Consider the following 22431-nt stretch of genomic DNA (forward strand, 5'->3'; position numbering starts at 1 on the left):
CATTGCTCACGTCTGTGCAATAAACCTATTCCATCGCGATGATATCCGGCCTACTCAAAAAGATTTTCGGCAGCCGCAACGATCGGCTGATCAAGCAGTATTCCCTGACCGTCAAGCGCATCAATGCGCTCGAGCCGCAGATGGCGGCGCTGGATGACACCCAGCTCAAGGCCAAGACCGACGAATTCAGAAAGCGCCATGCCGATGGCGAGACCCTTGACGACCTGCTGCCCGAAGCCTTTGCCGTGGTTCGCGAGGCGAGCAAGCGGGCACTTGGCATGCGCCATTTCGATGTCCAGTTGATTGGCGGCATGGTCCTGCACTACGGCAAGATCGCCGAAATGCGCACCGGCGAAGGCAAGACCCTGGTTGCCACGCTGCCGTCCTACCTGAACGCGATTTCCGGCAAGGGTGTGCATGTCATCACGGTCAACGATTACCTGGCCAGCCGCGACGCGGAATGGATGGGCCGGCTGCACCGTTTCCTCGGGCTCTCGGTCGGCATCAACCTGTCGCAGATGGATCACGAGGCCAAGCAGGCGGCTTACGCTGCCGACATCACCTACGGCACCAACAACGAATTCGGCTTCGACTACCTGCGTGACAACATGGTCTATGCCGCCGGACAACGTGTCCAGCGCGGCCTGAATTACGCCATCGTCGACGAAGTGGACTCGATCCTGATCGACGAGGCGCGGACGCCGCTGATCATTTCCGGCCAGGCCGACGACCACACCGACCTCTATCTGCGCATGAAGGACATCGTCCCGCAACTGACGCGGGCGATGGAAGAAAAGGGCGAGGGCGACTACTGGGTGGACGAGAAGGCGCACCAGGTGCACCTCAACGAATCCGGTTACGAGCGCGCCGAAGTTCTGCTGGCCCAGGCCGGCATGCTGGCCGAGGGCAGCAGCCTGTACGACGCCGCCAACATCACGCTGATGCACCACCTGAATGCGGCACTGCGCGCGCTGACCCTGTTCAACAAGGATCAGCACTACGTCGTCCAGAACGGCGAAGTCATCATCGTCGACGAATTCACCGGTCGCCTGATGGCCGGTCGCCGCTGGTCGGACGGTCTGCACCAGGCAGTCGAAGCCAAGGAAGGCGTGCAGATCCAGGCCGAGAACCAGACGCTGGCCTCGATCACTTTCCAGAACTACTTCCGCATGTACGGCAAGCTCGCCGGCATGACCGGCACGGCTGATACCGAAGCCTACGAATTCCAGCAGATCTACGCGCTGGAAACGGTGGTCATTCCGACCAACCGGCCGATGGCGCGCAAGGACATGAACGACCTGGTCTACAAGACCATGGACGAGAAGAACGCGGCCATCGTCGCCGACATCCGCGACTGCGCCAAGCGCGGCCAGCCGGTGCTGGTCGGTACGACCTCGATCGAGTCGTCGGAGCTTCTGTCGGCCCTGCTCGACAAGGAAAAGCTGTCGCACCAGGTGCTCAACGCCAAGCAGCACGCCCGCGAAGCCGAGATCGTCGCCCAGGCCGGTCGTCCGGGCATGATCACCATCGCCACCAACATGGCCGGTCGCGGTACCGATATCGTCCTCGGTGGCAATGTCGAAAAGCAGCTCGACGCTGTGCGCAACGACGAATCGCTGACGGCGGAGGCCCGCGACGCCAAGCTCGCCGAAATGAAGGCCGAGTGGCAGCAGGTGCATGAGGCGGTGCTGGCTGCCGGCGGTCTGCACATCATCGGTTCCGAACGCCATGAATCGCGCCGCATCGACAACCAGTTGCGCGGTCGCGCCGGTCGTCAGGGCGATGCCGGTTCGTCGCGCTTCTACCTGTGCCTGGACGATCCGCTGTTGCGCATCTTCGCCGGCGAGCGTCTGCGCAGCATCATGGACAAGCTGAAGATGCCGGAAGGCGAGGCGATCGAGCACCCACTCGTCACCCGTTCGCTGGAATCGGCGCAGCGCAAGGTCGAAGCCCGCAACTTCGACATTCGCAAGCAACTGCTCGAATACGACGACGTCGCCAACGATCAGCGCAAGGTCATCTACCAGCAGCGCAACGAACTGCTGGAAACCGACGACATTTCCGAGACCGTCGGCGCCATGCGCCACAGCGTGCTGCGTGAAATCTTCCGGCTCTACGTGCCCGAGGAATCGGTCGAAGAGCAATGGGACATGGAAGGCCTGGAACGTGCGCTGGCTGCCGACATGCAGATCGGTGCGCCGGTTGCGCAATGGTTCAAGGACGAGCCGACCCTGTCCGACGAGGAAATCCTCGAGCGCATCATTCGCGGCGCTGACGAAGCCTATGCGGCCAAGGTCGAACTGGTCGGGGCCGAGAACTTCCACCAGTTCGAACGCAATGTCATGTTGCAGAGCCTGGACATGCACTGGCGGGAACATCTGGCGGCGCTCGATCACTTGCGTCAGGGCATCCACCTGCGCGGCTACGCGCAGAAGAACCCGAAGCAGGAATACAAGCGCGAAGCCTTCGAACTGTTCGAGGCCATGCTCGACGCCGTGCGCCGCGAAGTCACCCGCATCGTCTTCACCGTGCAGATCCGTTCGCCCGAAGATGTCGAGGAAACCGCACCGCACGCCGACGTCAGCAACGTCAAGTACCAGCATGCCGGCTACGACGAGGCGCTGGCCGACGAAGAGGAAAAACCGGCGCAACCGCAGCACAACGGCCCCAAGGTCGGGCGCAACGATCCCTGCCCCTGCGGTTCCGGCAAGAAGTACAAACAGTGTCACGGCAAGCTTTCCTGATCATTCGATAACCCCCCGATTCAAGGCACCCTAAGCGGTGCCTTGATGCTGTTGGAGCTCTTACCATGCCCGTCAACTACGCTACCCCGACCGCCGATCAACTGTTCGCCGTGGCCGGCGTCCGTCTCGGCGTCGCCGAAGCTGAAATCCGCAAGAAGAACCGCCGCGACCTGACGCTGGTCGCCCTCGACGCCGGCTGCACGGTGGCCGGGGTGTTCACCCAGAACCGCTTCTGCGCGGCACCGGTCCAGCTGTGCCGCCAGCATCTGGCCAGCGGTCAGGAAATCCGCGCCCTGGTGATCAACACCGGCATCGCCAACGCCGGCACCGGCGAACCCGGTCGCCAGACCGCCCGCCAGACCTGCGAAGCGGTCGGCGAACTGCTCGGCGTCGCGGCGGAGCAGGTGCTGCCGTTCTCCACCGGCGTTATTCTCGAACCGTTGCCGGTCGAGCGCATCAAGGCTGGCCTGCCGGCCGTCTTCGCCGATCTCAAGGGCGACAACTGGCATGCCGCCGCGCACGGCATCATGACCACCGACACGGTGGCCAAGGCGGCTTCGCGCGTGGTTGAGGTCAACGGCAAGAAAGTCACGATTTCCGGCATTTCCAAGGGCGCCGGCATGATCAAGCCGAACATGGCGACCATGCTCGGCTTCCTCGCCACCGACGCCGGCATCGCCCAGCCGCTGCTCGACCAGCTGGTCAAGGAAGCTGCCGACGCCTCGTTCAACTGCATTACCGTCGATGGCGATACCTCGACCAACGACTCCTACGTGATGATCGCCACCGGCCAGTCGGGCGCCAGCTTCGCCGCGGCAAGCGACGCCGGCTGGGCTGAGGTCAAGGCCGCGATCATTGCCGTGTCGGTCGAACTGGCGCAGGCCATCGTCCGCGACGGCGAAGGCGCGACCAAGTTCATCACTGTTGCCGTCGAGGGGGGCAAGTCGATCGAGGAATGCCGCCAGGTCGGCTACGCCATCGGTCATTCGCCGCTGGTCAAGACCGCCTTCTTCGCCTCCGACCCCAACCTCGGCCGCATCCTCGCCGCCGTCGGTTACGCCGGCATTGCCGATCTCGACGTCGATGGCGTCAAGGTCTGGCTCGACGAGGTGCTGGTTGCCGAGAACGGCGGCCGCGCCGCTGCCTACCAGGAAGCCGATGGCGCCCGGGTGATGGCGCAGGCCGAGATCACCGTGCGCGTCGCGCTCGGTCGCGGCAACGCGGCGGCCAAGGTTTACACCTGCGATTTCTCGTACGACTACGTCAAGATCAACGCCGACTACCGCTCGTAAGCCATGCGCGACATCCACCGCGACCTGACCCGCAACACCCTGGCAATCTTCTTTGTCGTCGGGCTGGCCGGACTGTCGCTGTGGGTGCTGCGGCCTTTCCTGGCCGCCGGCGTGTGGGCGGCGATGATCGTCGTTGCCACCTGGCCGGCCTTTTTGGCGCTTGAAGCGCGTCTCGGCGGCCGGCGCCTGCCGGCCATCGCCCTGATGACGCTGGCCATGCTGTTGTTGCTGGTCTTGCCGCTGTGGCTGGCGATCGACACCATCGCCGGCAATGTCGATGCCTTGAGCGCAGCGGCCGATTACCTGATCGCCAACGGCCTGCCGCCGCTGCCGAACTGGCTGGCCGAACTGCCGCTGATCGGCGGCACCTTGGCGGCGCTGTGGGCGCAATTGGCTGCTGGCGGCACCGATGGTCTGATCGCCCAGGTCACGCCCTATGCTGCCGACACCGGCAAGTGGGCGCTCGCTCAGGTCGGTGGTCTGGGCGGCATGCTGGTGCAGTTTCTGCTGATCGTCACCATTGCCGCCATCATGTATTCCGGTGGCGAGCCGGCCGCCCGGCTGGTGCGCCGTTTTGGCCGTCGCCTGGCCGGTGTGCGCGGCGAGAACTCGGTGATCCTGGCCGCTCAGGCGATCCGTGGGGTGGCGCTCGGCGTCGGCGTGACCGCGCTGGTGCAGACGGTGCTCGGCGGATTGGGTCTGGCGGTGGCCGGCGTGCCGTTCGCCGCCTTGCTGTCGGCCCTGATGCTGATGCTGTGCATCGCCCAGATCGGGCCGGTGCTGATCCTGTTGCCGGCCGCCGGCTGGCTGTTCTGGACGGGTGATACCGGCTGGGCGATCTTCCTCGTCGTATGGAGCGTGATCGTCGGCAGCCTCGACAACTTCCTGCGCCCGATGCTCATCCGTCGCGGCGCCGACCTGCCGTTGCTGCTGATTTTCGCCGGTGTCATCGGCGGCATGCTTGGCTTCGGCCTGATCGGCATCTTCGTCGGCCCGGTCGTCCTGGCGATTACCTGGACCTTGCTCCAGGCCTGGATCGCCGATGCCCTCGGCGACGATTCAGCGCCGGACCAGGCGGATCCGTCGGAACCAGCCGCCGGCGAGGGCCGGGCTGTCCTCGCGCAGGGCGAGGCCGGACTCGCCGTCGAGCAGGTCCTCGAAAACCACGTCGAGCCGGGTGGCGATACGCCGCGCCAGGGGGTTGAGCAGGCGCCGTAACGGCGCTTTCTGCTGCCGGCGCAGGAACTTGTCGAGGATCAGGGCCTCGCCGCCGGGTTTCAGAACTCGTGAAATTTCCGCCAGGCATAGCGCCGGCTGCGGCACGACCGCCAAGATCAGGTGGGCGATCACGGCATCGAAACTGGCATCGGCAAATGGCAGACAATGCATGTCGCCCTGTACCGCCTTGAAATCCAGGTGCCGGGCGCGCGGCAGGCTGCGTCTGAGCATGGCGCCGGTCAGGTCGACGCCGACGTAGCGGTGCTGTGTCGGCAGGTGCGGCAGATCGAGGCCGGTGCCGACGCCCGCCAGCAGAATCCGGCCCGGTGTCGCAGGCAGCGCGGCCAGGCTGCGCTGGCGCGGCGAGCGTGTCGTCCGTTCGATGGCCAGGTCGTAGAACGGCGCAATCAGCCGGTAACTGTGCTGCAGTCCCATTCAGTGCAGGGCACGCGGGATGGCTAGAACAAATTCCGGGATTTCTGCATTGAAGTGCGTGCCGTCCTCGGCGACCATCTGGTAGGTGCCGCGCATCGTCCCGACCGGCGTGGTCAACGACGAGCCGCTGGTGTACTCGAAACGCTCGCCCGGTTGCAGTAGCGGTTGTTTGCCGATGACACCCAGGCCACGGACTTCCTGAACCTGGTTGTTGGCGTCGGTGATGATCCAGTGCCGCGACACCAGTTGCGCCGGCACGCTGCCGGTGTTGCGGATCGATATCGTGTAAGCGAAGACGTAGCGGTTTTCTTCCGGGTCGGATTGTTCCGGGATGAATTGCGGGGTCGGGATGATTTCAATCTGGTACTTGTCGGGGTCGGTCATGGGATAATTTCGCCTCTTGTTTTCGGAAAACCATCATGTCAGCCAGGGATTTTGTCATCGCGCCGAGCATTCTGTCCGCCAATTTCGCCAAACTGGGCGAGGAAGTGGCCAACGTCATCGCCTCCGGCGCCGACTGGATTCACTTCGACGTGATGGACAACCATTATGTTCCCAACCTGACCATCGGACCACTGGTCTGCGAAGCGATCCGCCCGTGCACCGATGCGCCGATCGACGTGCACCTGATGGTCAAGCCGGTCGATCGCATCGTTCCCGATTTCGCCAAGGCCGGCGCCAACATCATCACCTTCCACCCGGAAGCCTCCGAGCACATCGACCGCACGCTGTCGCTGATTCGTGATGCCGGCTGCCAGGCTGGCCTGGTCTTCAACCCGGCGACGCCGCTCGATTACATGGACTACGTCATGGACAAGCTGGACGTCGTCCTGCTGATGAGCGTCAACCCCGGCTTCGGCGGTCAGAAGTTCATCCCCGGCACGCTGGCCAAGGCGCGTGCAGCCCGGGCCAAGCTCGATGCCTACGAACGCGACAGCGGCCGGCGCATCCGCCTCGAGATCGACGGTGGGGTCAATACCGGCAACATCGCCGAAATCGCCCGTTCCGGGGTCGATGCCTTCGTCGCCGGTTCGGCCGTCTATGGCGCCGGCAAGGACAGCGATGCGCACCGTTACGACTCGATCATCGGCGCCCTGCGCAGCGAACTGGCCAAAGTCTGAGGCGCTACCGGGTGGACAGCGGCAAAGCGCATGCGCTAGACTGCGCTCCACCCGTCGCCTTCGGCCGGGCCTTCTCTACACCTCACGACAAATGACTGCCTCCCGCAACTGGATCATCGAGCTTCGTTGGCGCCCCTGGCGTCCATAAACTCTCGCCCGTCTGGCGCCGAGTCTGTCGGCGCACCCAGTTGCAGCACCCCGTCATCCTTGTCGTACCCGAGGTATTCCATGACCGAAACCGAATTCAACGCGCTCGCCGCGCAAGGCTACAACCGTATTCCCGTCACGCTGGAAACGTTTGCCGATCTCGACACGCCGCTGTCGATCTACCTGAAGCTCGCCAACGGGCCGTTCACTTACCTGCTCGAATCGGTGCAGGGCGGCGAACGCTTCGGCCGCTATTCCATCATCGGCCTGGCCGCGTCGACGCGCATCGTCGTCCAGGGCCACGAGGTGCTGGTGCTGACCGGCAACCGCATCGCCGAGCGCGAACACGACGCCAACCCGCTCGACTTCATCGACAGCTACATGAAGCGCTTCCGGGCGCCCGAGGCGACCGGCCTGCCGCGCTTCCTCGGCGGACTGGTCGGCTGCTTCGGCTACGACACGATCCGCTACATCGAGACCAAGCTGACCAAGACCCAGCGCCCGGATGAAATCGGCACGCCCGACATCCAGCTGTTGCTGTCCGAGGAAATCGCCGTCGTCGACAACCTGTCCGGCAAGCTGACGCTGATCGTCTATGCCGAACCCGGTTTCCCCGGCGCCTACCAGAAGGCGCGCGCCCGGCTCAAGGAATTGCTGGCCAGGCTGCGCCAGCCGGTGACCATTCCCGCCGAAAAGCCGGCGCATTCGGAGCCGGCGGTGTCGGTATTTGGCGAGGCGGCGTTCAAGCAGGCGGTGAAGAAGGCCAAGGACTACATCACCGACGGCGACATCATGCAGGTGGTGCTGTCGCAGCGCATGACCAAACCCTTCCACGCCAGCCCGCTGGCGCTGTACCGGACACTGCGCAGCCTCAACCCGTCGCCCTACATGTTCTATTTCGACTTCGAGGACTACCACGTCGTCGGCGCCTCGCCGGAAATCCTGGTGCGGCTGGAAGGCGACCGCGTCACCGTGCGTCCGATTGCCGGCACCCGCAAGCGTGGCGCCTCGCCGGAAGAAGATGCTGCGCTGGCCGAAGACCTGCTGTCGGACGCCAAGGAACTGGCCGAGCACACCCAGTTGCTTGACCTCGGCCGCAACGACTGCGGTCGCGTCGCCAGGATCGGCAGCGTCAAGTTGACCGAGCGCATGGTCATCGAACGCTATTCGCACGTGATGCATATTGTCTCCAACGTCGAAGGTCGGCTGGAGAAGGGCCTCGATGCGGTCGACGTACTGAAGGCAACTTTCCCGGCCGGTACCGTCTCCGGCGCGCCCAAGGTGCGGGCGATGGAGATCATCGACGAACTGGAACCGGTCAAGCGCGGTGTCTACGCCGGTTCGGTCGGCTACCTCGGCTTCAACGGCGACATGGACCTGGCCATCGCCATCCGCACCGCCGTGGTCAAGGATGGCAAGCTGCACGTCCAGGCCGGCGCCGGCATCGTCGCCGACTCCGATCCGCATTCCGAATGGGAAGAAACCCGGAACAAGGCGCGTGCCGTGCTGCGCGCCGCCGAACTGGCCGAGCAGGGCCTGAACACGCGGATGGATTGAGGGGCGCACCATGTTATTGATGATCGACAACTACGACAGCTTCACCTACAACCTGGTCCAGTATTTCGGCGAACTCGGGCAAGAGGTGAAAGTCTTCCGCAACGACGCCATCACGCTGGCCGAGATCGCCCGTCTCAAGCCCGACTACCTGGTCATTTCGCCCGGCCCTTGCGCGCCGGCGCAGGCCGGGGTGTCGCTGGCGGCGATCAAGGAGTTCGCCGGCAAGATTCCGCTGCTCGGCGTCTGCCTCGGCCACCAGTCGATTGGCGAAGCCTTCGGCGGGCGCATCGTGCACGCCAAGACATTGATGCACGGCAAGGTGTCGCCGGTGCACCACAAGAACGAGGGCGTCTTCCGCAACCTGCCCAATCCGCTGACCTGCACCCGTTACCATTCGCTGGCCATCGAGCGCGCCAGCCTGCCCGATTGTCTCGACATCACCGCGTGGACCGAGGACGGCGAGATCATGGGCGTGCGCCACAAGACGCTGGCCGTCGAAGGTGTCCAGTTCCACCCGGAATCGATTCTGACCGAACGCGGTCACGACCTGCTCAACAACTTCCTCGAGGAGCACCAGCCATGACCCCGCAAGCCGCCCTCCAGCGCGTCATCGAGCATCGCGAAATCTTCCACGACGAAATGGTTTCGCTGATGCGCCAGATCATGAGCGGCGAAGTCTCGCCGGTGATGATCGCCGCCATCGTCACCGGACTGCGCGTCAAGAAGGAAACCATCGGCGAGATCGCCGCCGCCGCCAGCGTCATGCGCGAGCTGGCGACGCCGGTCAAGGTGCCCTACGACAAGCACTTCGTCGATATCGTCGGCACCGGCGGCGACGCCGCCCACAGCTTCAATATTTCCACCACCTCGATCTTCGTTGCCGCCGCCGCCGGCGCCAAGGTCGCCAAGCATGGCGGGCGCAGCGTCTCGTCGCGCTCGGGCAGCGCCGACGTGCTCGAAGCGCTCGGTGCCAACATCAACCTGTCGCCGGAAAAGGTCGCCGAGTGCATCGAACAGTGCGGCATCGGCTTCATGTTCGCGCCCAACCACCACAGCGCGATGAAGCACGTCGCGCCGGTGCGCCGCGAAATGGGCGTGCGCACCATCTTCAACATCCTCGGTCCGCTGACCAACCCGGCGGCCGCGCCGAATACGCTGATGGGTGTCTTCCACCCGGACCTGGTCGGCATCCAGGTGCGCGTCATGCAGCGCCTCGGCGCCGAGCGCGTGCTGGTCGTGCACGGCAAGGACAACCTCGACGAAATCTCGCTCGGCGCGACGACGCTGATCGGTGAGCTGAAAGATGGCGAAGTTCGCGAATACGAAGTGCACCCGGAAGACTTCGGTCTGCAGATGATGTCGCTCAGGAACCTGCGCGTCGGCAGCGCCGACGAGTCGAAGGCGATGATGCTTGCCGCCCTGGACAATCAGCCGGGTGCTGCCCGCGAAATCGTCTGCCTGAATGCCGGCGCTGCGCTCTACGTCGCCAACGTCGCCGACAGCATCGCCGACGGCATCGCCAAGGCGCGCGAAGCCATCGCCAGCGGCGCCGCCCGGGCCAAGCTGGCGCAGTTCGTCGAATCCACGCAACGCCTGGGGGCCGCATGAGCGACATCCTGAACAAGATCATCGCCACCAAGCACGAGGAAATCGCTGCCGGTCTGGCGCTCAAGCCGCTCGCCGCACTTGATGCCGAAGCCGCGCAACAAGCCGCCCCGCGCGACTTCGTCGGCGCCATCCGCGCCAAAATCGCCGCCGCTCAGCCCGCAGTGATCGCCGAAATCAAGAAGGCCAGTCCGTCCAAGGGGATCATTCGTGCCGACTTCCGCCCGGCCGACATCGCCCGCAGCTACGCCGCTCACGGCGCCGCCTGCCTGTCGGTGCTGACCGACCGCCAGTATTTCCAGGGCGCGCCAGAATACCTTCAGGCCGCCCGCGCCGCCTGCAACCTGCCGGTACTGCGCAAGGACTTCATCGTCGATGCCTACCAGGTCGCCGAAGCCCGCGCCATGGGCGCCGACGCCATCCTGCTCATCGCCGCCGCGCTCAGTCTGGCGGAAATGCAGGCACTGGAGCGCCAGGCCATGGACTACGGCATGGCGGTGCTGGTCGAAGTCCATAACGGCGAGGAACTCGATGCCGCGTTGCAGTTGCAGACGCCGCTGCTCGGCATCAACAACCGCAACCTGCGCACCTTCGACGTCACCCTCGACACCACCCTCGGCCTGCTGGCAAGGATTCCGCAGGAGCGCATCGTGGTCACCGAAAGCGGCATCCTGAAGCCGGAAGACGTCGCCCTGATGCGCGAACACGCGGTCAACGCCTTCCTGGTGGGCGAGGCTTTCATGCGCGCGGACGAGCCGGGGGAAGAGCTGGCCAGATTGTTTGCCTGATAACATCCGGATTGGTTTTGGGAGGAAGTCATGACTGGATCGGATGCAGATGTTCGCTGGGTGCAGCGTCTTTCCAACTACACGCTGGCGCTCTGCCGTCTCTCAGAGGCAGTTGAGCTGGCAGGGCAGCGCACGCTATCTTCCCTGGAGCAGCAGGGGTTGATTCAGGCGTTCGAGTTCACTCATGAACTGGCCTGGAATCTTCTCAAGGACTATTTCTACTGGCAAGGCACTTCCGGCATCACCGGTTCGCGCGATGCCACCCGGGAAGCATTTGCCGCTGGCTTGATCGACGATGGCGAAGCCTGGATGGCGATGATACGAAGCCGTAATCAGTCGTCGCATACCTACAACCAGCAGGTTGCCAACACCATTGCCGATGCGATTATCGCGAGCTATCACCCCTTGTTGCTGGCGCTGCAAACAAGCATGCAGCAACGGGTGCCGACCTGATGAAATCCCGCGAAGCGCCCGCCGCCGGGTTGCCCGGATATGCGCTGGCAGCCATCGTGGGCGTGCTGGCTATGTATCCGGAAGTGGAGCGTGTGCAACTCTTCGGTTCGCGAGCCAAGGGAAATCAACGCCCAGGTTCGGATATCGATCTCTTCATCGAAGCGCCAACGCTGAATCCGGGGCGGCGACTTGGCCTGGAAACCCGACTCGATGATCTGCTCCTGCCCTGGAAGATCGATGTCGTGATGGCACACGAGGTTGATAACCCCGAGCTGCTGGCGCATGTGGCGCGCGTGGGTATTACCTTGTTCGGTCAGAAAACCGCGTAAAACCGAAACTGCGTAAAACCGCGGTCTGACCCCGGTTTTTCGGTTTTTCAGACTTTTTGCATGATCTTGTTGCATTGATGCAACAGATGTCAGCTTGATCAGGAAAGGTCCGGGATTAAGCCTTGCCCCTTGGCAGTCGGGCTTGCACAATGCTTCTCAACTTCTCGATCCGAGAGGTAAAGCTTAGCCGGCTCCTTGGAGTCGGCTAAAAACTAACCACTAAGGAGATTTTCTGATGCAAAAGAAGATTATTGCTCTGGCCGTTGCCGCTCTGGCTTCTTCCGCTGCCTTCGCGCAGTCCAACGTTACCGTTTACGGTACGGTCGATCTGGGCCAGGCCTGGGTCAAGTCCAATGACAGCGCCGCTGGTGCTCAAGGTCAAAAGAATGTTGGCCGTCTTGACAACAACTCTTCCAACATCGGCTTCCGTGGCACGGAAGACCTGGGCAACGGCCTGAAGGCTCTGTTCCAGTTCGAAGCTGGTATCAACACCGACACCAACGGCGGTTGGGGTGGTGGTCGTGACACCTACATCGGCCTGACCGGCGGTTTCGGTACCTTCGTTGCCGGTAACCTGACGCACCCGCTGCGTGCCATGGGCTCCAAGGTTGAAATCCTTCCGGGCGCCGCTGGTTTCGGTACCGTCGGCTCGATCACCGGCGCTATCGGCACCACCAAGACCGGTGCTGATGAGCGTGCTCAAAATGCCCTGGCCTATGTTTCGCCGAAGTTCGGTGGTTTCAACGCTACCGTTGCTTACGTCAACGGCGAAGTGAACCCGAACGGTGCTGGTCAAGGCGAAGCCCGTCAGTGGCAAGTTGCCGGTCAGTACGAAGACGGCCCGCTGTACGTCGGCGCTGGCTACCACAAGGTCCAGAACGGTTCCCCGGTTGGTACCGCTGGTAACGTTGAAGCTGATGCCGCTGTCTGGCGTCTGGCTGCTACCTACAGCTTCCCGACCAACACCAAGGTTACCGCCCTGTACGACAACACCAAGGCTGAAACCGACGTGGCTGGTGCTTACTTCAAGCGCGCTGCCTACTCGCTGGGTGTTCTGCAGTCCTTCGGCCAAGCTGCCGTTGGTCTGGAGTGGGCCAAGTCCAACAAGATCAAGACCCAAACCGGTACGGTTGCTGATTCCAGCGCCAACATCTGGACCCTGGTCGGTACCTACAGCCTGAGCAAGCGCACCACCGCTCACGCCCGTTACAGCAAGCTGTCGAACAACGCTGGTGCTGATTATCGCTTCTACAACAACCCGGTTGCTGCTGCTGCTCCGGCCGCTGCTGGTCGTGACTACACCGGCTTCATGGTTGGTCTGCGTCACTCCTTCTAATCTAGCCTAGCTGGTTTTAGAAAACTGAAACGGTCACTCTTCGGAGTGGCCGTTTTCTATTGGGGTTCATGAAAGCTTCGGCCCTGGAAACGGGACAATAAAAAAACCACGCTCATGTTGGCGTGGTTTTTTGTTGTCAGCCCGATTTCAAACCAGGATCAGATTGTCGCGATGGATCATTTCCGGCTCGTCGATGTAGCCGAGGATGCCTTCGATTTCGTGGGTCGCCTTGCGGGCGATCAGGCGGGCTTCGCCGCTGCCGTAATTGGCCAGGCCGCGGGCGATTTCGTGGCCGTCGGGGGCGATGCAGGCAACCGCTGCGCCGCGCTCGAAATCGCCCTCAACGGCCGAGACGCCGACCGGCAGCAGGCTTTTTCCGGATTTCAGGGCCTTGACGGCGCCGTCGTCGAGTACGAGGCGGCCGGCTAGTTGCAGGTGGTCGGCCAGCCATTGCTTGCGTGCGGCCAGGGGCGGCGTCTGGGCGACGAGCAGGGTGCCCAGTGCTTCACCGGCAGCCAGGCGCAAGATGGGATCGTTTTCGTGGCCGCTGGCGATCACGGTGTCGGCGCCGCTGCGCGCCGCGCGCTTGGCGGCGATGACCTTGGTGATCATGCCGCCGGTGCCGACGCGGCTACCGGCGCCACCGGCCATGGCTTCGAGCGTGGGGTCGCCGGCGCTGGCCTCCTGAATCAGCGTCGCCGCCGGATCCTTGCGCGGGTCGGCCGTGTACAGGCCCTTCTGGTCGGTGAGGATGATCAGGGCGTCGGCTTCGAGCAGGTTGGCGACCAGGGCGCCCAGCGTATCGTTGTCGCCGAACTTGATTTCGTCGGTGATCACCGTGTCGTTTTCGTTGATGATCGGGATGACGCCCAGGCCGAGCAGGGTGTTCAGCGTGGCACGGGCGTTCAGGTAGCGCTTGCGGTCGGCGAGGTCGTCGTGGGTGAGCAGGATCTGCGCGGTGTGCAGGCCGTGCTTGCTGAACGCGGCTTCGTAAACTTCGACCAGACCGGCCTGGCCGACGGCGGCAGCGGCCTGTTTTTCATGCACGGTCTTCGGCCGGCGGCCCCAGCCCAGGCGCTGGACACCGCAGGCGACGGCGCCGGAGGAGACGAGGATGACCTCGCGTCCTTGTTCGCGCAGCGCGGCGATCTGGCGCGCCCAACTGTCGATGGCGGCGAGGTCGAGGCCGTTGCCGTTACTGGTGACGAGCGCCGAGCCAACCTTGACGACCAGGCGTTTGGCGGAAGCGAGGCGGCTGCGGCTCATTGTTCCTCGGCGGGCGTGTCTTCGTCGTCGTCGGCGATTTCCGGGCGGGCCATCTGTTCGAGGGCTTCCTGGATCGCGTAGATCAGCGGCTTGGTGCCGTCGCCGGTGATGGCAGTGATCGGGAACACCGGGCCGTCGTACTTGGTGGCCTTCTTGTAGGCCTTGAGGAAATCCTTGACCGCCTTTTCGCGGTCTTCCTCGGGAATCAGGTCGAGCTTGTTGAGGACCAGCCAGCGCGGCTTGTCGGCCAGCGCCGGGTCGTGCTTGACCAGTTCGCCGACGATGGCCTTGGCGTCCTTGACCGGGTCGGCATCGGGATCGATCGGTGCAATGTCGACCAGGTGCAGCAGGATGCGCGTGCGCTGCAGGTGCTTGAGGAAGCGGATGCCGAGGCCGGCACCGTCGGCGGCGCCTTCGATGAGTCCGGGCACGTCGGCCATGACGAAGCTCTTCTCGGCGCCGACGCGGACCACGCCGAGGTTGGGGTGCAGCGTGGTGAACGGGTAGTCGGCGACCTTCGGCCGGGCCGACGAGACGGCCCGGATCAGCGTGCTCTTGCCGGCGTTGGGCAGGCCGAGCAGGCCGACGTCGGCGAGCACGCGCAGTTCCAGGCTGACCTCGAATTCCTCGCCGGGGTCGCCCTTGGTGCATTGGCGCGGCGCGCGGTTGGTCGACGACTTGAAATGGGTGTTGCCGAGGCCGCCCTTGCCGCCCTTGGCGAGCAGGACCTTCTTGTCGTGCACGTCGAGGTCGGCGAGGATTTCGCCGGTGTTGAGGTCGGTGACCACGGTGCCGACCGGCATGCGCAGGAAGATGTCATCGCCGCCCTTGCCGTAGCAGTCGGCGCTGCCGCCGTTCTCGCCGCGCTGGCCGAGGAACTTGCGGGTGTAGCGGTAATCGACCAGGGTGTTGATGTTGCGGTCGGCAATCACGTACACGCTGCCGCCACGACCGCCGTCGCCGCCGTTGGGGCCACCCATCGGGATGTATTTTTCGCGGCGGAAGGTGGCGATGCCGTTGCCGCCGTCGCCGGCTTTAACGTAGATCTTTGCTTCGTCAATGAACTTCATGCTTTCCGCCTCTGAAAATTAAAAAGCCCTATCCGGCGGATAGGGCTTCTGGGTTCCGCCGGTCCGAATTATTCGGCAGCCGGAACGATGGTGACCGTGCGGCGCTTCTTTTCGCCCTTGATGGCGAACTGGATGGTGCCATCCTTCAGCGCGAACAGGGTGTGGTCCTTGCCCATGCCGACGTTTTCGCCCGGGTGGAATTCGGTACCGCGCTGGCGAACGATGATGTTGCCGGCGAGAACGAATTGACCGCCGTAGCGCTTGACGCCGAGTCGTTGTGCCTGTGAGTCGCGGCCGTTACGCGAACTGCCGCCTGCTTTTTTGTGTGCCATTTGCTAGCTCCTTCTCTGAACTCAGGCAGCGATCGTGTCGATGCGCAGTTCGGTATAGTTCTGACGATGGCCCTGACGCTTCTGGTAGTGCTTGCGACGGCGCATCTTGAAGATCTTGACCTTGTCGTGGCGGCCGTGGGAAACCACGGTGCACTTGACGGTGGCGCCAGCAAGGAAGGGGGCGCCGATCTTTACCGACTCGCCTTCGCCTACCATGAGGATCTGGTCAAGGGTAACTTCTGCGCCAACGTCTGCCGGTATCTGTTCTACTTTGAGTTTTTGGCCAGCGGAAACGCGATACTGCTTGCCGCCGGTTTTTATGACCGCATACATGGGTTGGACTCCGAAAATAAATCTAAAGGGTGCTACAAAGAACCGCGCATTATACGTAGAAGTTTATGAAAGTCAAAGCCTTTCAAGGGCTTGTGCTAGAATTTCGGCCTTTCGCAAAGGAGCATCTCATGGCTGAAATCACCACGGCCTCCGGCCTGATCTACGAAGACACCGTTGAAGGCAGCGGCGCTGTCGCCGCCGCCGGCGCTTTCGTCACCGTGCACTACACCGGCTGGCTGACCGACGGCAGCAAGTTCGATTCGAGCAAGGATCGCAACGATCCCTTCCAGTTTCCGCTCGGCCAGGGCCATGTCATCAAGGGCTGGGACGAAGGCGTCCAGGGCATGAAGATCGGCGGCACCCGCAAGCTGACCATTCCGGCTCACCTCGGTTACGGCGCCCGTGGCGCTGGCGGCGTCATCCCGCCGAATGCAACGCTGGTCTTCGAGGTCGAACTCCTCGATCTGCAATGACCCAGGCTGACGATCCCTGGGCCAAGTGGCGCCAGCCGGCCGGTTCGGCCGTGCCTGCCGCCGAGAAAGCGGAACCGCCTGTCGCGGAAAAATCCGCCCCGGCGCGAGCACGGCCGGCCAAAGCGCCGGAACGCCCGGTGGCCGACAAGCGGCCAGCGGATGAGGCTGCGGCCGACCTGGAGGTCACCGCCGAGGTGAAAACCAAGCCGGCCGGCACGCTGGGCGTGAAAGCCGGTCTGCGTTCGGAAGCGCCCGGCAAGCGCACGCCCTTGCGCGGCGGCTCGCCGGTACGCAAGCCGATGACAGCTGCGGCGCCACTTGAGCGTCCGGCGGCCCGGCCGGCGAAAAAGGCGGCGCCGGTCGTTCGCTCCGGCCCGCCACCCGAAGGGACGCGGCTGTCCAAGGTGATGTCCGAACGTGGCATGTGCTCGCGGCGCGAGGCCGATCTGTGGATCGAACGCGGCTGGGTGTTCGTCAATGGCGAGCAGGTCAGCGAACTCGGTTCGCGGATTGATCCGGATGCGCGCATCGAAGTCTCGACCGAGGCCAAGAAGGATCAGGCCAAAGCGGTCACCATCCTGCTGCACAAGCCGATCGGTTACGTTTCCGGTCAGCCTGAGCCGGGCTGCATTCCGGCGGTGACGCTGATCACCGCAGAAAACCAGGTGCCGCAATCGGGCGGTCCCGAGTTCAAGCCGTGGATGCTGCGCGGCCTGGCGCCGGCCGGTCGGCTCGATGTCGATTCGACCGGCCTGCTGGTGCTGACCAGCGACGGTCGTGTCGCCAAGCGTCTGATCGGCGAGGACAGCGATGCCGAGAAGGAATATCTGGTGCGTGTCTCCGGCGAGATGATCAAGGGCGGCCTGGAACTGCTGCGCCATGGCCTGGAACTTGACGGCAAGGCCTTGAAGCCGGCCTGGGTCAAACAGTTGAACGAGGACCAGCTGCACTTCATCCTCAAGGAAGGCAAGAAGCGGCAGATCCGCCGCATGTGCGAACTGGTCGGTCTCAAGGTGGTCGGCCTGAAGCGTGTGCGCATCGGCCGCATCCGCCTCGGCGACCTGCCCATGGGGCAGTGGCGTTTCCTGCGTGCCGACGAAGCGTTTTAAGCTTTTCAGCACATAAGGCACAGCAACGAAAACGCCGGCAAATTGCCGGCGTTTTTTTTGAACGAGTCGGCTGCCAGCTCAGACGGTGCCGGTCGGTGCGGCGCTACGCACCGGCGGCATCATCAGGCATTCGCCTTCGATCACGGTCTTGCCGGCAACTGTGCACACGGTGTCGAGGATGACGCGGTTCTTGGCGGTGTTGACTTCCCGCACGGTGACCGTGGCGGTGACGGTGTCGCCCGGCTTGACCGGGGCCTTGAACTTCAGCGTCTGCGACAGGTAGATGGTGCCGGGCCCGGGCAGCTTGTTGGCCAGGGTGGCGGAGATGAAGCCGGCCGACAGCATGCCATGGGCGATGCGGGTGCCGAACATCGTGCCCTTGCAGTATTCCTCGTCGAGGTGGGCCGGATTGACGTCGGTCGAGATGCCGGCGAACAGGATGATGTCGGCTTCGGTCACGGTCTTGGAAGTGCTTGCGGACATACCGGGGTGCAGTTGGTCGATGTGATAGGTCATGCTGTGACTCCTGATTCTTTATCGAAGTGGTTGCGGCAGAAAAATAAACTCTAACATACGTCAGCGTATGGCTGTCATTCGGTGCGCAGGGCTTCGACCGGATCGAGTCTGGCCGCGCGCCGGGCGGGCAGTACGCCGGCGGCGAGGCCGATGGCGATGGCGATGCCCTCGGCGAGCAGCACGAAACTGAGCGGCGTATGTACTGGCAGCGCCGGTACCAGCAGGTGGATCAGTTGCGCCAGCCCGATGCCGAGTAGCAAGCCGAGCGCCCCGCCCAGCGCCGAGAGGGCGATGGCTTCGCCGAGAAACAGCCCGAGGATGGTGCGCCGGCGGGCGCCGAGGGCGACCAGCAGGCCGATTTCGCCGGTGCGCTCGGTGACGGCGATGGTCATGATGGTGACGATGCCGACGCCGCCGACCAGCAGCGAAATGCCGCCGAGCGCGCCGACGGCCAGGGTCAGCACGTTGAGGATGTTGGACAGCGTCTTCAGCATCTCTTCCTGGGTGACGATGGTGAAATCCTCGCGGCCGTGGCGTTCGATCAGGTGCCGGCGAATCTGGCTGGCGACCGCTGCCGACGGGGCATTCTCGGCGACGGCGACATTGATTTCGTCCACGCCCTCGCGATTGAACAGTTCCTGGGCGCGGGCAGCGGGGATGAAGGCAGTGTCGTCGAGGTCGATGCCGAGGAACTGGCCCTTGGCTTCCATGATGCCGATCACGCGGAACTGCAGGCCGCCGATGCGAATGCGCTGGCCGAGTGCATTGTCGGCGCCGAACAGTTCTTCCTTCAGCTTGGCGCCGAGGACGACGAAGGCGCGTGCATTGCCGGCATCGTCGGCGGGCAGGTACTGGCCGCTGCGCGCAGCCAGGCGGAAAACGGCGGCAGAATCGGCGCTGACGCCGGAGACCAGCGTGCGTCGGGTGCGTCCGTTGCCCTGGATTTCGGCGTTGCCCTTGATGTTCGGCGTCACCGCGACGACATGCGGCAGGCGGGCCAGCGACTGCGCATCCTCCAGCGTCAGCGGGCGGGCGCTCGACGGCAGGCCGGAGGGGGCGCCGCCGGTTTTCGTCTTGCCCGGCGCGATGGTCACGACGTTGGTGCCGAACTGGCTGAATTCGCCCAGCACATAGCGGTGGATGCCCTCGCCGATCGAGGTGAGCAGGATCACCGAGGCAATGCCGACGGCGATGCCGAGCAGCGTCAGGAAGCTGCGCAGCCGCTGCGCAGTGACGGCGCGGGCGGCAAGGCGGATGGCGTCGCGGAGATCCATGCTCAGTGCTTCATCAGCGCCTGCACCGGATCGAGCCGGGCGGCGCGGCGGGCTGGCAGGAAGCCGAACAGCAGGCCGGTGCCGATGGCGGTGGACAGGCCGGCGATCACCGCCCAGTCGGGCGGGTAGGCGGGAAAGATCGGGAAGATCTGACGCAGGGCAAAGGCGCCTAGCTGGCCGAGCAAATAACCAAGGAGGGCGCCGACCGCCGACAGCATCGCCGCTTCAGTCAGGAAAGCCAGGCGGATGGTTCGCGCCGGCGCGCCGAGCGCCTTGAGCAGGCCGATTTCGCCGGTGCGCTGTGTCACCGCGACGAGCATCACGTTCATCACCAGAATGCCGGCCACCGCCAGGCTGATCGCGGCAATGCCGGCGACGGCCAGCGTCAGCGCGCCGAGCAGCTTGTCGAAGGTGGCCAGGACGGCATCCTGGGTGATCACCGTGACATCTTCCTCGCCGCGATGGCGCTGGGTCAGGATCGTCAGTGTCTGGTCGCGCGCCTGCGGAATGGCGTCGCGGCTGCGCGCCTCGACCAGTACGCGGAACAGCGTGTTGCTGTTGAACATTGCCTGGGCGAAGGCGACCGGGACGATGACCAGTTCGTCGGTATTCATGCCCAGCCCCTGGCCGGTCGACTTGAGGACGCCGACGATGCGCACGCGCCGGTCGCCGATGCGCACCAACTGGCCGACCGCCGGCGCGCTGCCGAACAGTTCGGCGCGGATGGTGGCGCCGATCACCGCGACCGCCGAGCCGCGGTTCCAGTCTTCCTCGGGCAGCGCGTCACCCTGGGCGAGGTCGAAATCGCGGATGGCGAAATAGTCGCGCGTGGTGCCGGCGACCATGACTTCGCGCAGCCGGCCGCCGAAGTTGATTTCCGAGGTGCCGACGGCGAGCGGGGCGACGCGGTGCACGGCCGGCGCGCGGCGGAGGGCACCGGCGTCGTCAATGGTCAGGTCGCGTGGCGTATTGGTGATCGCCGTCGCCGGGTTGAAGCCGCCGGTGCCGGTGCGCCCGGGTAGGACGATGACGAGGTTGCTGCCGAGCGACGAGAACTGGCCGACGACGTAACGTCGGGCACCGTCGCCGAGTGCCGTCAGCAGCACCACGGCGGCGACGCCGATGGCCATCGCCAGCACCGACAGCGCCGTGCGCACCGGGTAGCCGGTGGCGGCGTCGCGGGCGAAACGCAGGATGTCAGGCAGGCGCATGCGCGGCGCTGTCGTGCTTGAGGCGCCCGTCTTCCATGACCAGCTGGCGGCGGGCGCGTTCGCCCATCTGCGGGTCGTGGGTCACGACGACCAGGGTGACGCCGCTGGCGTTCAGGGCTTCGAGCAGATTGACCACTTCCTCGCCGGTGTGCCGGTCGAGGTTGCCGGTCGGTTCGTCGGCGAGGATCAGCGCCGGCTGCATGATCGTCGCCCGGGCGATGGCGACGCGCTGACGCTGGCCGCCGGAGAGTTGGTCGGGTTTGTGGTCGGCGCGCTGGTCCAGGCCGAAGTTCTTCAGTGCCTCGGTGACCCGGCGGTCGCGCTCGCTGCGTGCGATGCCGGCCAGCATCATCGGCAGGGCGATGTTTTCGGCGGCGGTCAGGCGTGGCACCAGATGAAAACTCTGGAAGACGAAGCCGATGCGCGTACTGCGCACCTGCGCCTGTTCGTCGGCGCTCAGGGTCGTCACGTCGCGCCCTTCCAGCCGGTAGCTGCCGGCATTGGGGCGGTCGAGCAGGCCGAGCAGGTTGAGCAGCGTCGATTTGCCCGAGCCGGACGGACCCATCACGGCGACGTATTCGCCGGCCGAGATGCTCAGGTCGAGGCCGGCCAGCGCTCGTACCGTGGTGTCGCCGAGCTGGAACCGGCGTTCGATCCCGGACAGTTCGATCAGCGCCATTCAGCGTGCCGCTTGTTCTTCCGTCGCCTTGGCGCCGGCGACGACGCCCGTGCGTTCGAGCGAGGTGACGATGCGTTCGCCGGCCTGCAGGCCTTCGCTGATCTCGGTGTGTTCCCAGTTGGCGAGCCCGGCCTTGATGCTGCGTTCGACCAGCTTGCCGTCTTCCAGCAGCAGCACCTTGCCGCCTTCGAGGATGGCCGCAGTCGGAATGCGCAGGACGTTTTCCCGGGTCGCCAGGATGATCTCGACATCGGCGCTGTAGCCGACCAGCAGGCCGGCGGCTTCGTCCGGCTTGGCGAAATCGACTTCGATATCGACGGTGCGCGCCTGCTTTTCCACGGCCGAGACGTAGGGGGCAACACGGCGGACGGTCCCGGTCAGCACCTTGCCGGGCAGCGCATCGAGGGTAATGCGCACGGGTTGTCCGACCGCGATCTTGGGTGCATCGACTTCGTCCATCGGCGCCTTGACGTAGAGGCAGGAGGCGTCGAACAGGTCGATTGCCGGCGGTGTCGGCACGCCCGGCGGTGACGGTGTCGAGTATTCGCCCAGTTCGCCGACGATCTTGGCTACCGTGCCGGCAAAGGGCGCGTACAAGGCCACCCGGCCCTGGTCGACGCGGGTCGATTTGAGCCGCGCTTCGGCCTGGGCGATGTCGGCGCGCGCTGTGGCGCAGGCAGCCCGGCGGACCTCGGCGTCGGTGCGGGCGCTTTCCTCGCGGCTGGGCGAGACGAAGCCGCGGGCGCGCAGTTCGGCTTGCCTTTTTGCCTCTTTTTCGGCGTTGACCGCAGCAATGCACACTTCCTCGGCGCGCTTCGCCGCCAGCGTCACCTGGGCGGCGGCCAGCGTCGAACTGGCTTGCTGGTCGTCGTTCCACAGCTTGAGCAGCAATTGGCCCTTCTCGACCTTGTCGCCTTCCTTGACGCCGAGGTATTCGATGCGCCCGCCGACGATGGTCGACAGTTTGGTGCGCTGGCACGCCTCGACTGTGCCGGCGCGGGTATTGGCTAGTGTGGCCTCGACGGTGCCGGTGCCGACGCTGGCGACGGTGACGGCGATCGGCTTGGGGCGAGTTAGCCAGAAAGCCGCAGCGGCCAGGATGACGACGATGATCAGAATGGTGACGAGGCGACGCATGGGATT

23 protein-coding genes and 1 pseudogene are annotated in these 22431 nt (G+C 64.5%); 13 read left to right on the plus strand and 11 right to left on the minus strand.

Annotated features, from left to right (window positions below; genetic code table 11):
* Positions 1-38 precede the first annotated feature (38 nt).
* The 3 genes and pseudogenes from secA to ydiK all read left to right on the plus strand — a co-directional run.
* Entirely contained in the window at positions 39-2744 is a 2706-nt protein-coding gene (gene secA / locus G471_RS0104910) for a preprotein translocase subunit SecA (protein WP_028994349.1), read from the plus strand.
* A 65-nt stretch (positions 2745-2809) separates the two neighbouring features.
* The gene (argJ, locus tag G471_RS0104915) at positions 2810-4036 is read left to right on the plus strand and encodes a bifunctional glutamate N-acetyltransferase/amino-acid acetyltransferase ArgJ (RefSeq protein ID WP_028994350.1); all 1227 of its coding nucleotides are present in this window, start codon (positions 2810-2812) and stop codon (positions 4034-4036) included.
* Positions 4037-4039: 3 nt separating this feature from the next.
* Positions 4040-5074, plus strand: a pseudogene (ydiK, locus tag G471_RS16750) (AI-2E family transporter YdiK); the annotation flags it as partial.
* A gap of 21 nt (positions 5075-5095) precedes the next feature.
* Here the strand turns inward: ydiK and G471_RS18620 are convergent.
* On the minus strand, positions 5096-5689 hold the full coding sequence (locus tag G471_RS18620) for a class I SAM-dependent methyltransferase (RefSeq protein ID WP_081700104.1): 594 nt from the start codon (positions 5687-5689) through the stop codon (positions 5096-5098).
* Positions 5690-6073 carry a Co2+/Mg2+ efflux protein ApaG gene (gene apaG / locus G471_RS0104930; RefSeq protein ID WP_028994352.1) on the minus strand — a complete coding sequence of 128 codons (384 nt, stop codon included), beginning with the start codon at positions 6071-6073 and terminating at the stop codon, positions 5690-5692.
* A 35-nt stretch (positions 6074-6108) separates the two neighbouring features.
* Here apaG and rpe point away from each other — a divergent pair, with 35 nt between their 5' ends.
* The 8 genes from rpe (at position 6109) to G471_RS0104975 (ending at position 13025) form a co-directional block, all read left to right on the plus strand.
* A complete protein-coding gene (rpe, locus tag G471_RS0104935) occupies positions 6109-6810 on the plus strand; it encodes a ribulose-phosphate 3-epimerase (RefSeq protein ID WP_028994353.1) in 702 nt (233 codons plus the stop codon).
* 228 nt (positions 6811-7038) lie between these two features.
* Complete coding sequence (trpE, locus tag G471_RS0104945; protein ID WP_028994354.1) at positions 7039-8514, plus strand: anthranilate synthase component I; 1476 nt, start codon at positions 7039-7041, stop codon at positions 8512-8514.
* Between the two features lie 10 nt (positions 8515-8524).
* A complete protein-coding gene (locus G471_RS0104950) occupies positions 8525-9097 on the plus strand; it encodes an aminodeoxychorismate/anthranilate synthase component II (protein ID WP_028994355.1) in 573 nt (190 codons plus the stop codon).
* Entirely contained in the window at positions 9094-10122 is a 1029-nt protein-coding gene (gene trpD / locus G471_RS0104955) for an anthranilate phosphoribosyltransferase (RefSeq protein WP_028994356.1), read from the plus strand. Before G471_RS0104950 ends, trpD begins: the two co-directional genes overlap by 4 nt.
* Positions 10119-10907: an indole-3-glycerol phosphate synthase TrpC gene (trpC, locus tag G471_RS0104960; RefSeq protein WP_028994357.1), complete on the plus strand. Its 789-nt coding sequence runs from the start codon at positions 10119-10121 to the stop codon at positions 10905-10907. The genes trpD and trpC overlap by 4 nt, the downstream gene beginning before the upstream one ends.
* Positions 10908-10937: 30 nt before the next feature.
* The gene (locus G471_RS16755; protein ID WP_043420899.1) at positions 10938-11360 is read left to right on the plus strand and encodes a nucleotidyltransferase substrate binding protein; all 423 of its coding nucleotides are present in this window, start codon (positions 10938-10940) and stop codon (positions 11358-11360) included.
* Positions 11360-11689: a nucleotidyltransferase domain-containing protein gene (locus tag G471_RS0104970; RefSeq protein WP_028994358.1), complete on the plus strand. Its 330-nt coding sequence runs from the start codon at positions 11360-11362 to the stop codon at positions 11687-11689. The genes G471_RS16755 and G471_RS0104970 overlap by 1 nt, the downstream gene beginning before the upstream one ends.
* A gap of 235 nt (positions 11690-11924) precedes the next feature.
* Positions 11925-13025, plus strand: a complete 1101-nt coding sequence (locus tag G471_RS0104975; protein WP_028994359.1) for a porin — start codon at positions 11925-11927, stop codon at positions 13023-13025.
* A 147-nt stretch (positions 13026-13172) separates the two neighbouring features.
* Here the strand turns inward: G471_RS0104975 and proB are convergent, their stop codons facing one another.
* The 4 genes from proB to rplU form a co-directional block, all read right to left on the minus strand.
* The gene (gene proB, locus G471_RS0104980) at positions 13173-14291 is read right to left on the minus strand and encodes a glutamate 5-kinase (RefSeq protein ID WP_028994360.1); all 1119 of its coding nucleotides are present in this window, start codon (positions 14289-14291) and stop codon (positions 13173-13175) included.
* Entirely contained in the window at positions 14288-15361 is a 1074-nt protein-coding gene (gene cgtA / locus G471_RS0104985) for an Obg family GTPase CgtA (RefSeq protein ID WP_028994361.1), read from the minus strand. Before cgtA ends, proB begins: the two co-directional genes overlap by 4 nt.
* A 68-nt stretch (positions 15362-15429) precedes the next feature.
* The gene (gene rpmA / locus G471_RS0104990; RefSeq protein ID WP_028994362.1) at positions 15430-15693 is read right to left on the minus strand and encodes a 50S ribosomal protein L27; all 264 of its coding nucleotides are present in this window, start codon (positions 15691-15693) and stop codon (positions 15430-15432) included.
* Between the two features lie 21 nt (positions 15694-15714).
* Positions 15715-16026 (minus strand): 50S ribosomal protein L21, encoded by a 312-nt coding sequence (gene rplU, locus G471_RS0104995; RefSeq protein WP_011289195.1) that lies wholly within the window; start codon positions 16024-16026, stop codon positions 15715-15717.
* Between the two features lie 128 nt (positions 16027-16154).
* On the opposite strand from rplU, the gene G471_RS0105000 reads away from it, so the two are divergent.
* Together G471_RS0105000 and G471_RS19440 are read left to right on the plus strand one after the other, a co-directional pair.
* Entirely contained in the window at positions 16155-16499 is a 345-nt protein-coding gene (locus G471_RS0105000; protein WP_028994363.1) for an FKBP-type peptidyl-prolyl cis-trans isomerase, read from the plus strand.
* On the plus strand, positions 16496-17608 hold the full coding sequence (locus tag G471_RS19440) for a pseudouridine synthase (RefSeq protein WP_081700105.1): 1113 nt from the start codon (positions 16496-16498) through the stop codon (positions 17606-17608). The genes G471_RS0105000 and G471_RS19440 overlap by 4 nt, the downstream gene beginning before the upstream one ends.
* A 78-nt stretch (positions 17609-17686) precedes the next feature.
* On the opposite strand, the gene G471_RS0105010 is transcribed toward G471_RS19440, so the two are convergent.
* From G471_RS0105010 to G471_RS0105030, 5 genes are all read right to left on the minus strand, one after another.
* Positions 17687-18124 (minus strand): MaoC family dehydratase, encoded by a 438-nt coding sequence (locus G471_RS0105010; RefSeq protein ID WP_028994365.1) that lies wholly within the window; start codon positions 18122-18124, stop codon positions 17687-17689.
* Positions 18125-18198: 74 nt separating this feature from the next.
* Positions 18199-19398 carry an ABC transporter permease gene (locus tag G471_RS0105015; RefSeq protein WP_028994366.1) on the minus strand — a complete coding sequence of 400 codons (1200 nt, stop codon included), beginning with the start codon at positions 19396-19398 and terminating at the stop codon, positions 18199-18201.
* Between the two features lie 2 nt (positions 19399-19400).
* A complete protein-coding gene (locus tag G471_RS0105020; RefSeq protein WP_028994367.1) occupies positions 19401-20609 on the minus strand; it encodes an ABC transporter permease in 1209 nt (402 codons plus the stop codon).
* Positions 20596-21288 (minus strand): ABC transporter ATP-binding protein, encoded by a 693-nt coding sequence (locus tag G471_RS0105025; RefSeq protein WP_028994368.1) that lies wholly within the window; start codon positions 21286-21288, stop codon positions 20596-20598. Before G471_RS0105025 ends, G471_RS0105020 begins: the two co-directional genes overlap by 14 nt.
* Positions 21289-22425: an efflux RND transporter periplasmic adaptor subunit gene (locus G471_RS0105030; protein ID WP_028994369.1), complete on the minus strand. Its 1137-nt coding sequence runs from the start codon at positions 22423-22425 to the stop codon at positions 21289-21291.
* Positions 22426-22431 lie beyond the last annotated feature (6 nt).

The organism is Azonexus hydrophilus DSM 23864 (assembly GCF_000429605.1).
Classification (GTDB): Bacteria; Pseudomonadota; Gammaproteobacteria; order Burkholderiales; family Rhodocyclaceae; genus Azonexus; species Azonexus hydrophilus.

Excerpts from the sequence above, each read along its gene's own strand:
- secA (WP_028994349.1), top strand. The coding sequence starts at position 39 with ATGATATCCGGCCTACTCAAAAAGATTTTCGGCAGCCGCAACGATCGG.
- argJ (WP_028994350.1), top strand. The coding sequence starts at position 2,810 with ATGCCCGTCAACTACGCTACCCCGACCGCCGATCAACTGTTCGCCGTG.
- G471_RS18620 (WP_081700104.1), bottom strand. The coding sequence starts at position 5,689 with ATGGGACTGCAGCACAGTTACCGGCTGATTGCGCCGTTCTACGACCTG.
- apaG (WP_028994352.1), bottom strand. The coding sequence starts at position 6,073 with ATGACCGACCCCGACAAGTACCAGATTGAAATCATCCCGACCCCGCAA.
- rpe (WP_028994353.1), top strand. The coding sequence starts at position 6,109 with ATGTCAGCCAGGGATTTTGTCATCGCGCCGAGCATTCTGTCCGCCAAT.
- trpE (WP_028994354.1), top strand. The coding sequence starts at position 7,039 with ATGACCGAAACCGAATTCAACGCGCTCGCCGCGCAAGGCTACAACCGT.
- G471_RS0104950 (WP_028994355.1), top strand. The coding sequence starts at position 8,525 with ATGTTATTGATGATCGACAACTACGACAGCTTCACCTACAACCTGGTC.
- trpD (WP_028994356.1), top strand. The coding sequence starts at position 9,094 with ATGACCCCGCAAGCCGCCCTCCAGCGCGTCATCGAGCATCGCGAAATC.
- trpC (WP_028994357.1), top strand. The coding sequence starts at position 10,119 with ATGAGCGACATCCTGAACAAGATCATCGCCACCAAGCACGAGGAAATC.
- G471_RS16755 (WP_043420899.1), top strand. The coding sequence starts at position 10,938 with ATGACTGGATCGGATGCAGATGTTCGCTGGGTGCAGCGTCTTTCCAAC.
- G471_RS0104970 (WP_028994358.1), top strand. The coding sequence starts at position 11,360 with ATGAAATCCCGCGAAGCGCCCGCCGCCGGGTTGCCCGGATATGCGCTG.
- G471_RS0104975 (WP_028994359.1), top strand. The coding sequence starts at position 11,925 with ATGCAAAAGAAGATTATTGCTCTGGCCGTTGCCGCTCTGGCTTCTTCC.
- proB (WP_028994360.1), bottom strand. The coding sequence starts at position 14,291 with ATGAGCCGCAGCCGCCTCGCTTCCGCCAAACGCCTGGTCGTCAAGGTT.
- cgtA (WP_028994361.1), bottom strand. The coding sequence starts at position 15,361 with ATGAAGTTCATTGACGAAGCAAAGATCTACGTTAAAGCCGGCGACGGC.
- rpmA (WP_028994362.1), bottom strand. The coding sequence starts at position 15,693 with ATGGCACACAAAAAAGCAGGCGGCAGTTCGCGTAACGGCCGCGACTCA.
- rplU (WP_011289195.1), bottom strand. The coding sequence starts at position 16,026 with ATGTATGCGGTCATAAAAACCGGCGGCAAGCAGTATCGCGTTTCCGCT.
- G471_RS0105000 (WP_028994363.1), top strand. The coding sequence starts at position 16,155 with ATGGCTGAAATCACCACGGCCTCCGGCCTGATCTACGAAGACACCGTT.
- G471_RS19440 (WP_081700105.1), top strand. The coding sequence starts at position 16,496 with ATGACCCAGGCTGACGATCCCTGGGCCAAGTGGCGCCAGCCGGCCGGT.
- G471_RS0105010 (WP_028994365.1), bottom strand. The coding sequence starts at position 18,124 with ATGACCTATCACATCGACCAACTGCACCCCGGTATGTCCGCAAGCACT.
- G471_RS0105015 (WP_028994366.1), bottom strand. The coding sequence starts at position 19,398 with ATGGATCTCCGCGACGCCATCCGCCTTGCCGCCCGCGCCGTCACTGCG.
- G471_RS0105020 (WP_028994367.1), bottom strand. The coding sequence starts at position 20,609 with ATGCGCCTGCCTGACATCCTGCGTTTCGCCCGCGACGCCGCCACCGGC.
- G471_RS0105025 (WP_028994368.1), bottom strand. The coding sequence starts at position 21,288 with ATGGCGCTGATCGAACTGTCCGGGATCGAACGCCGGTTCCAGCTCGGC.
- G471_RS0105030 (WP_028994369.1), bottom strand. The coding sequence starts at position 22,425 with ATGCGTCGCCTCGTCACCATTCTGATCATCGTCGTCATCCTGGCCGCT.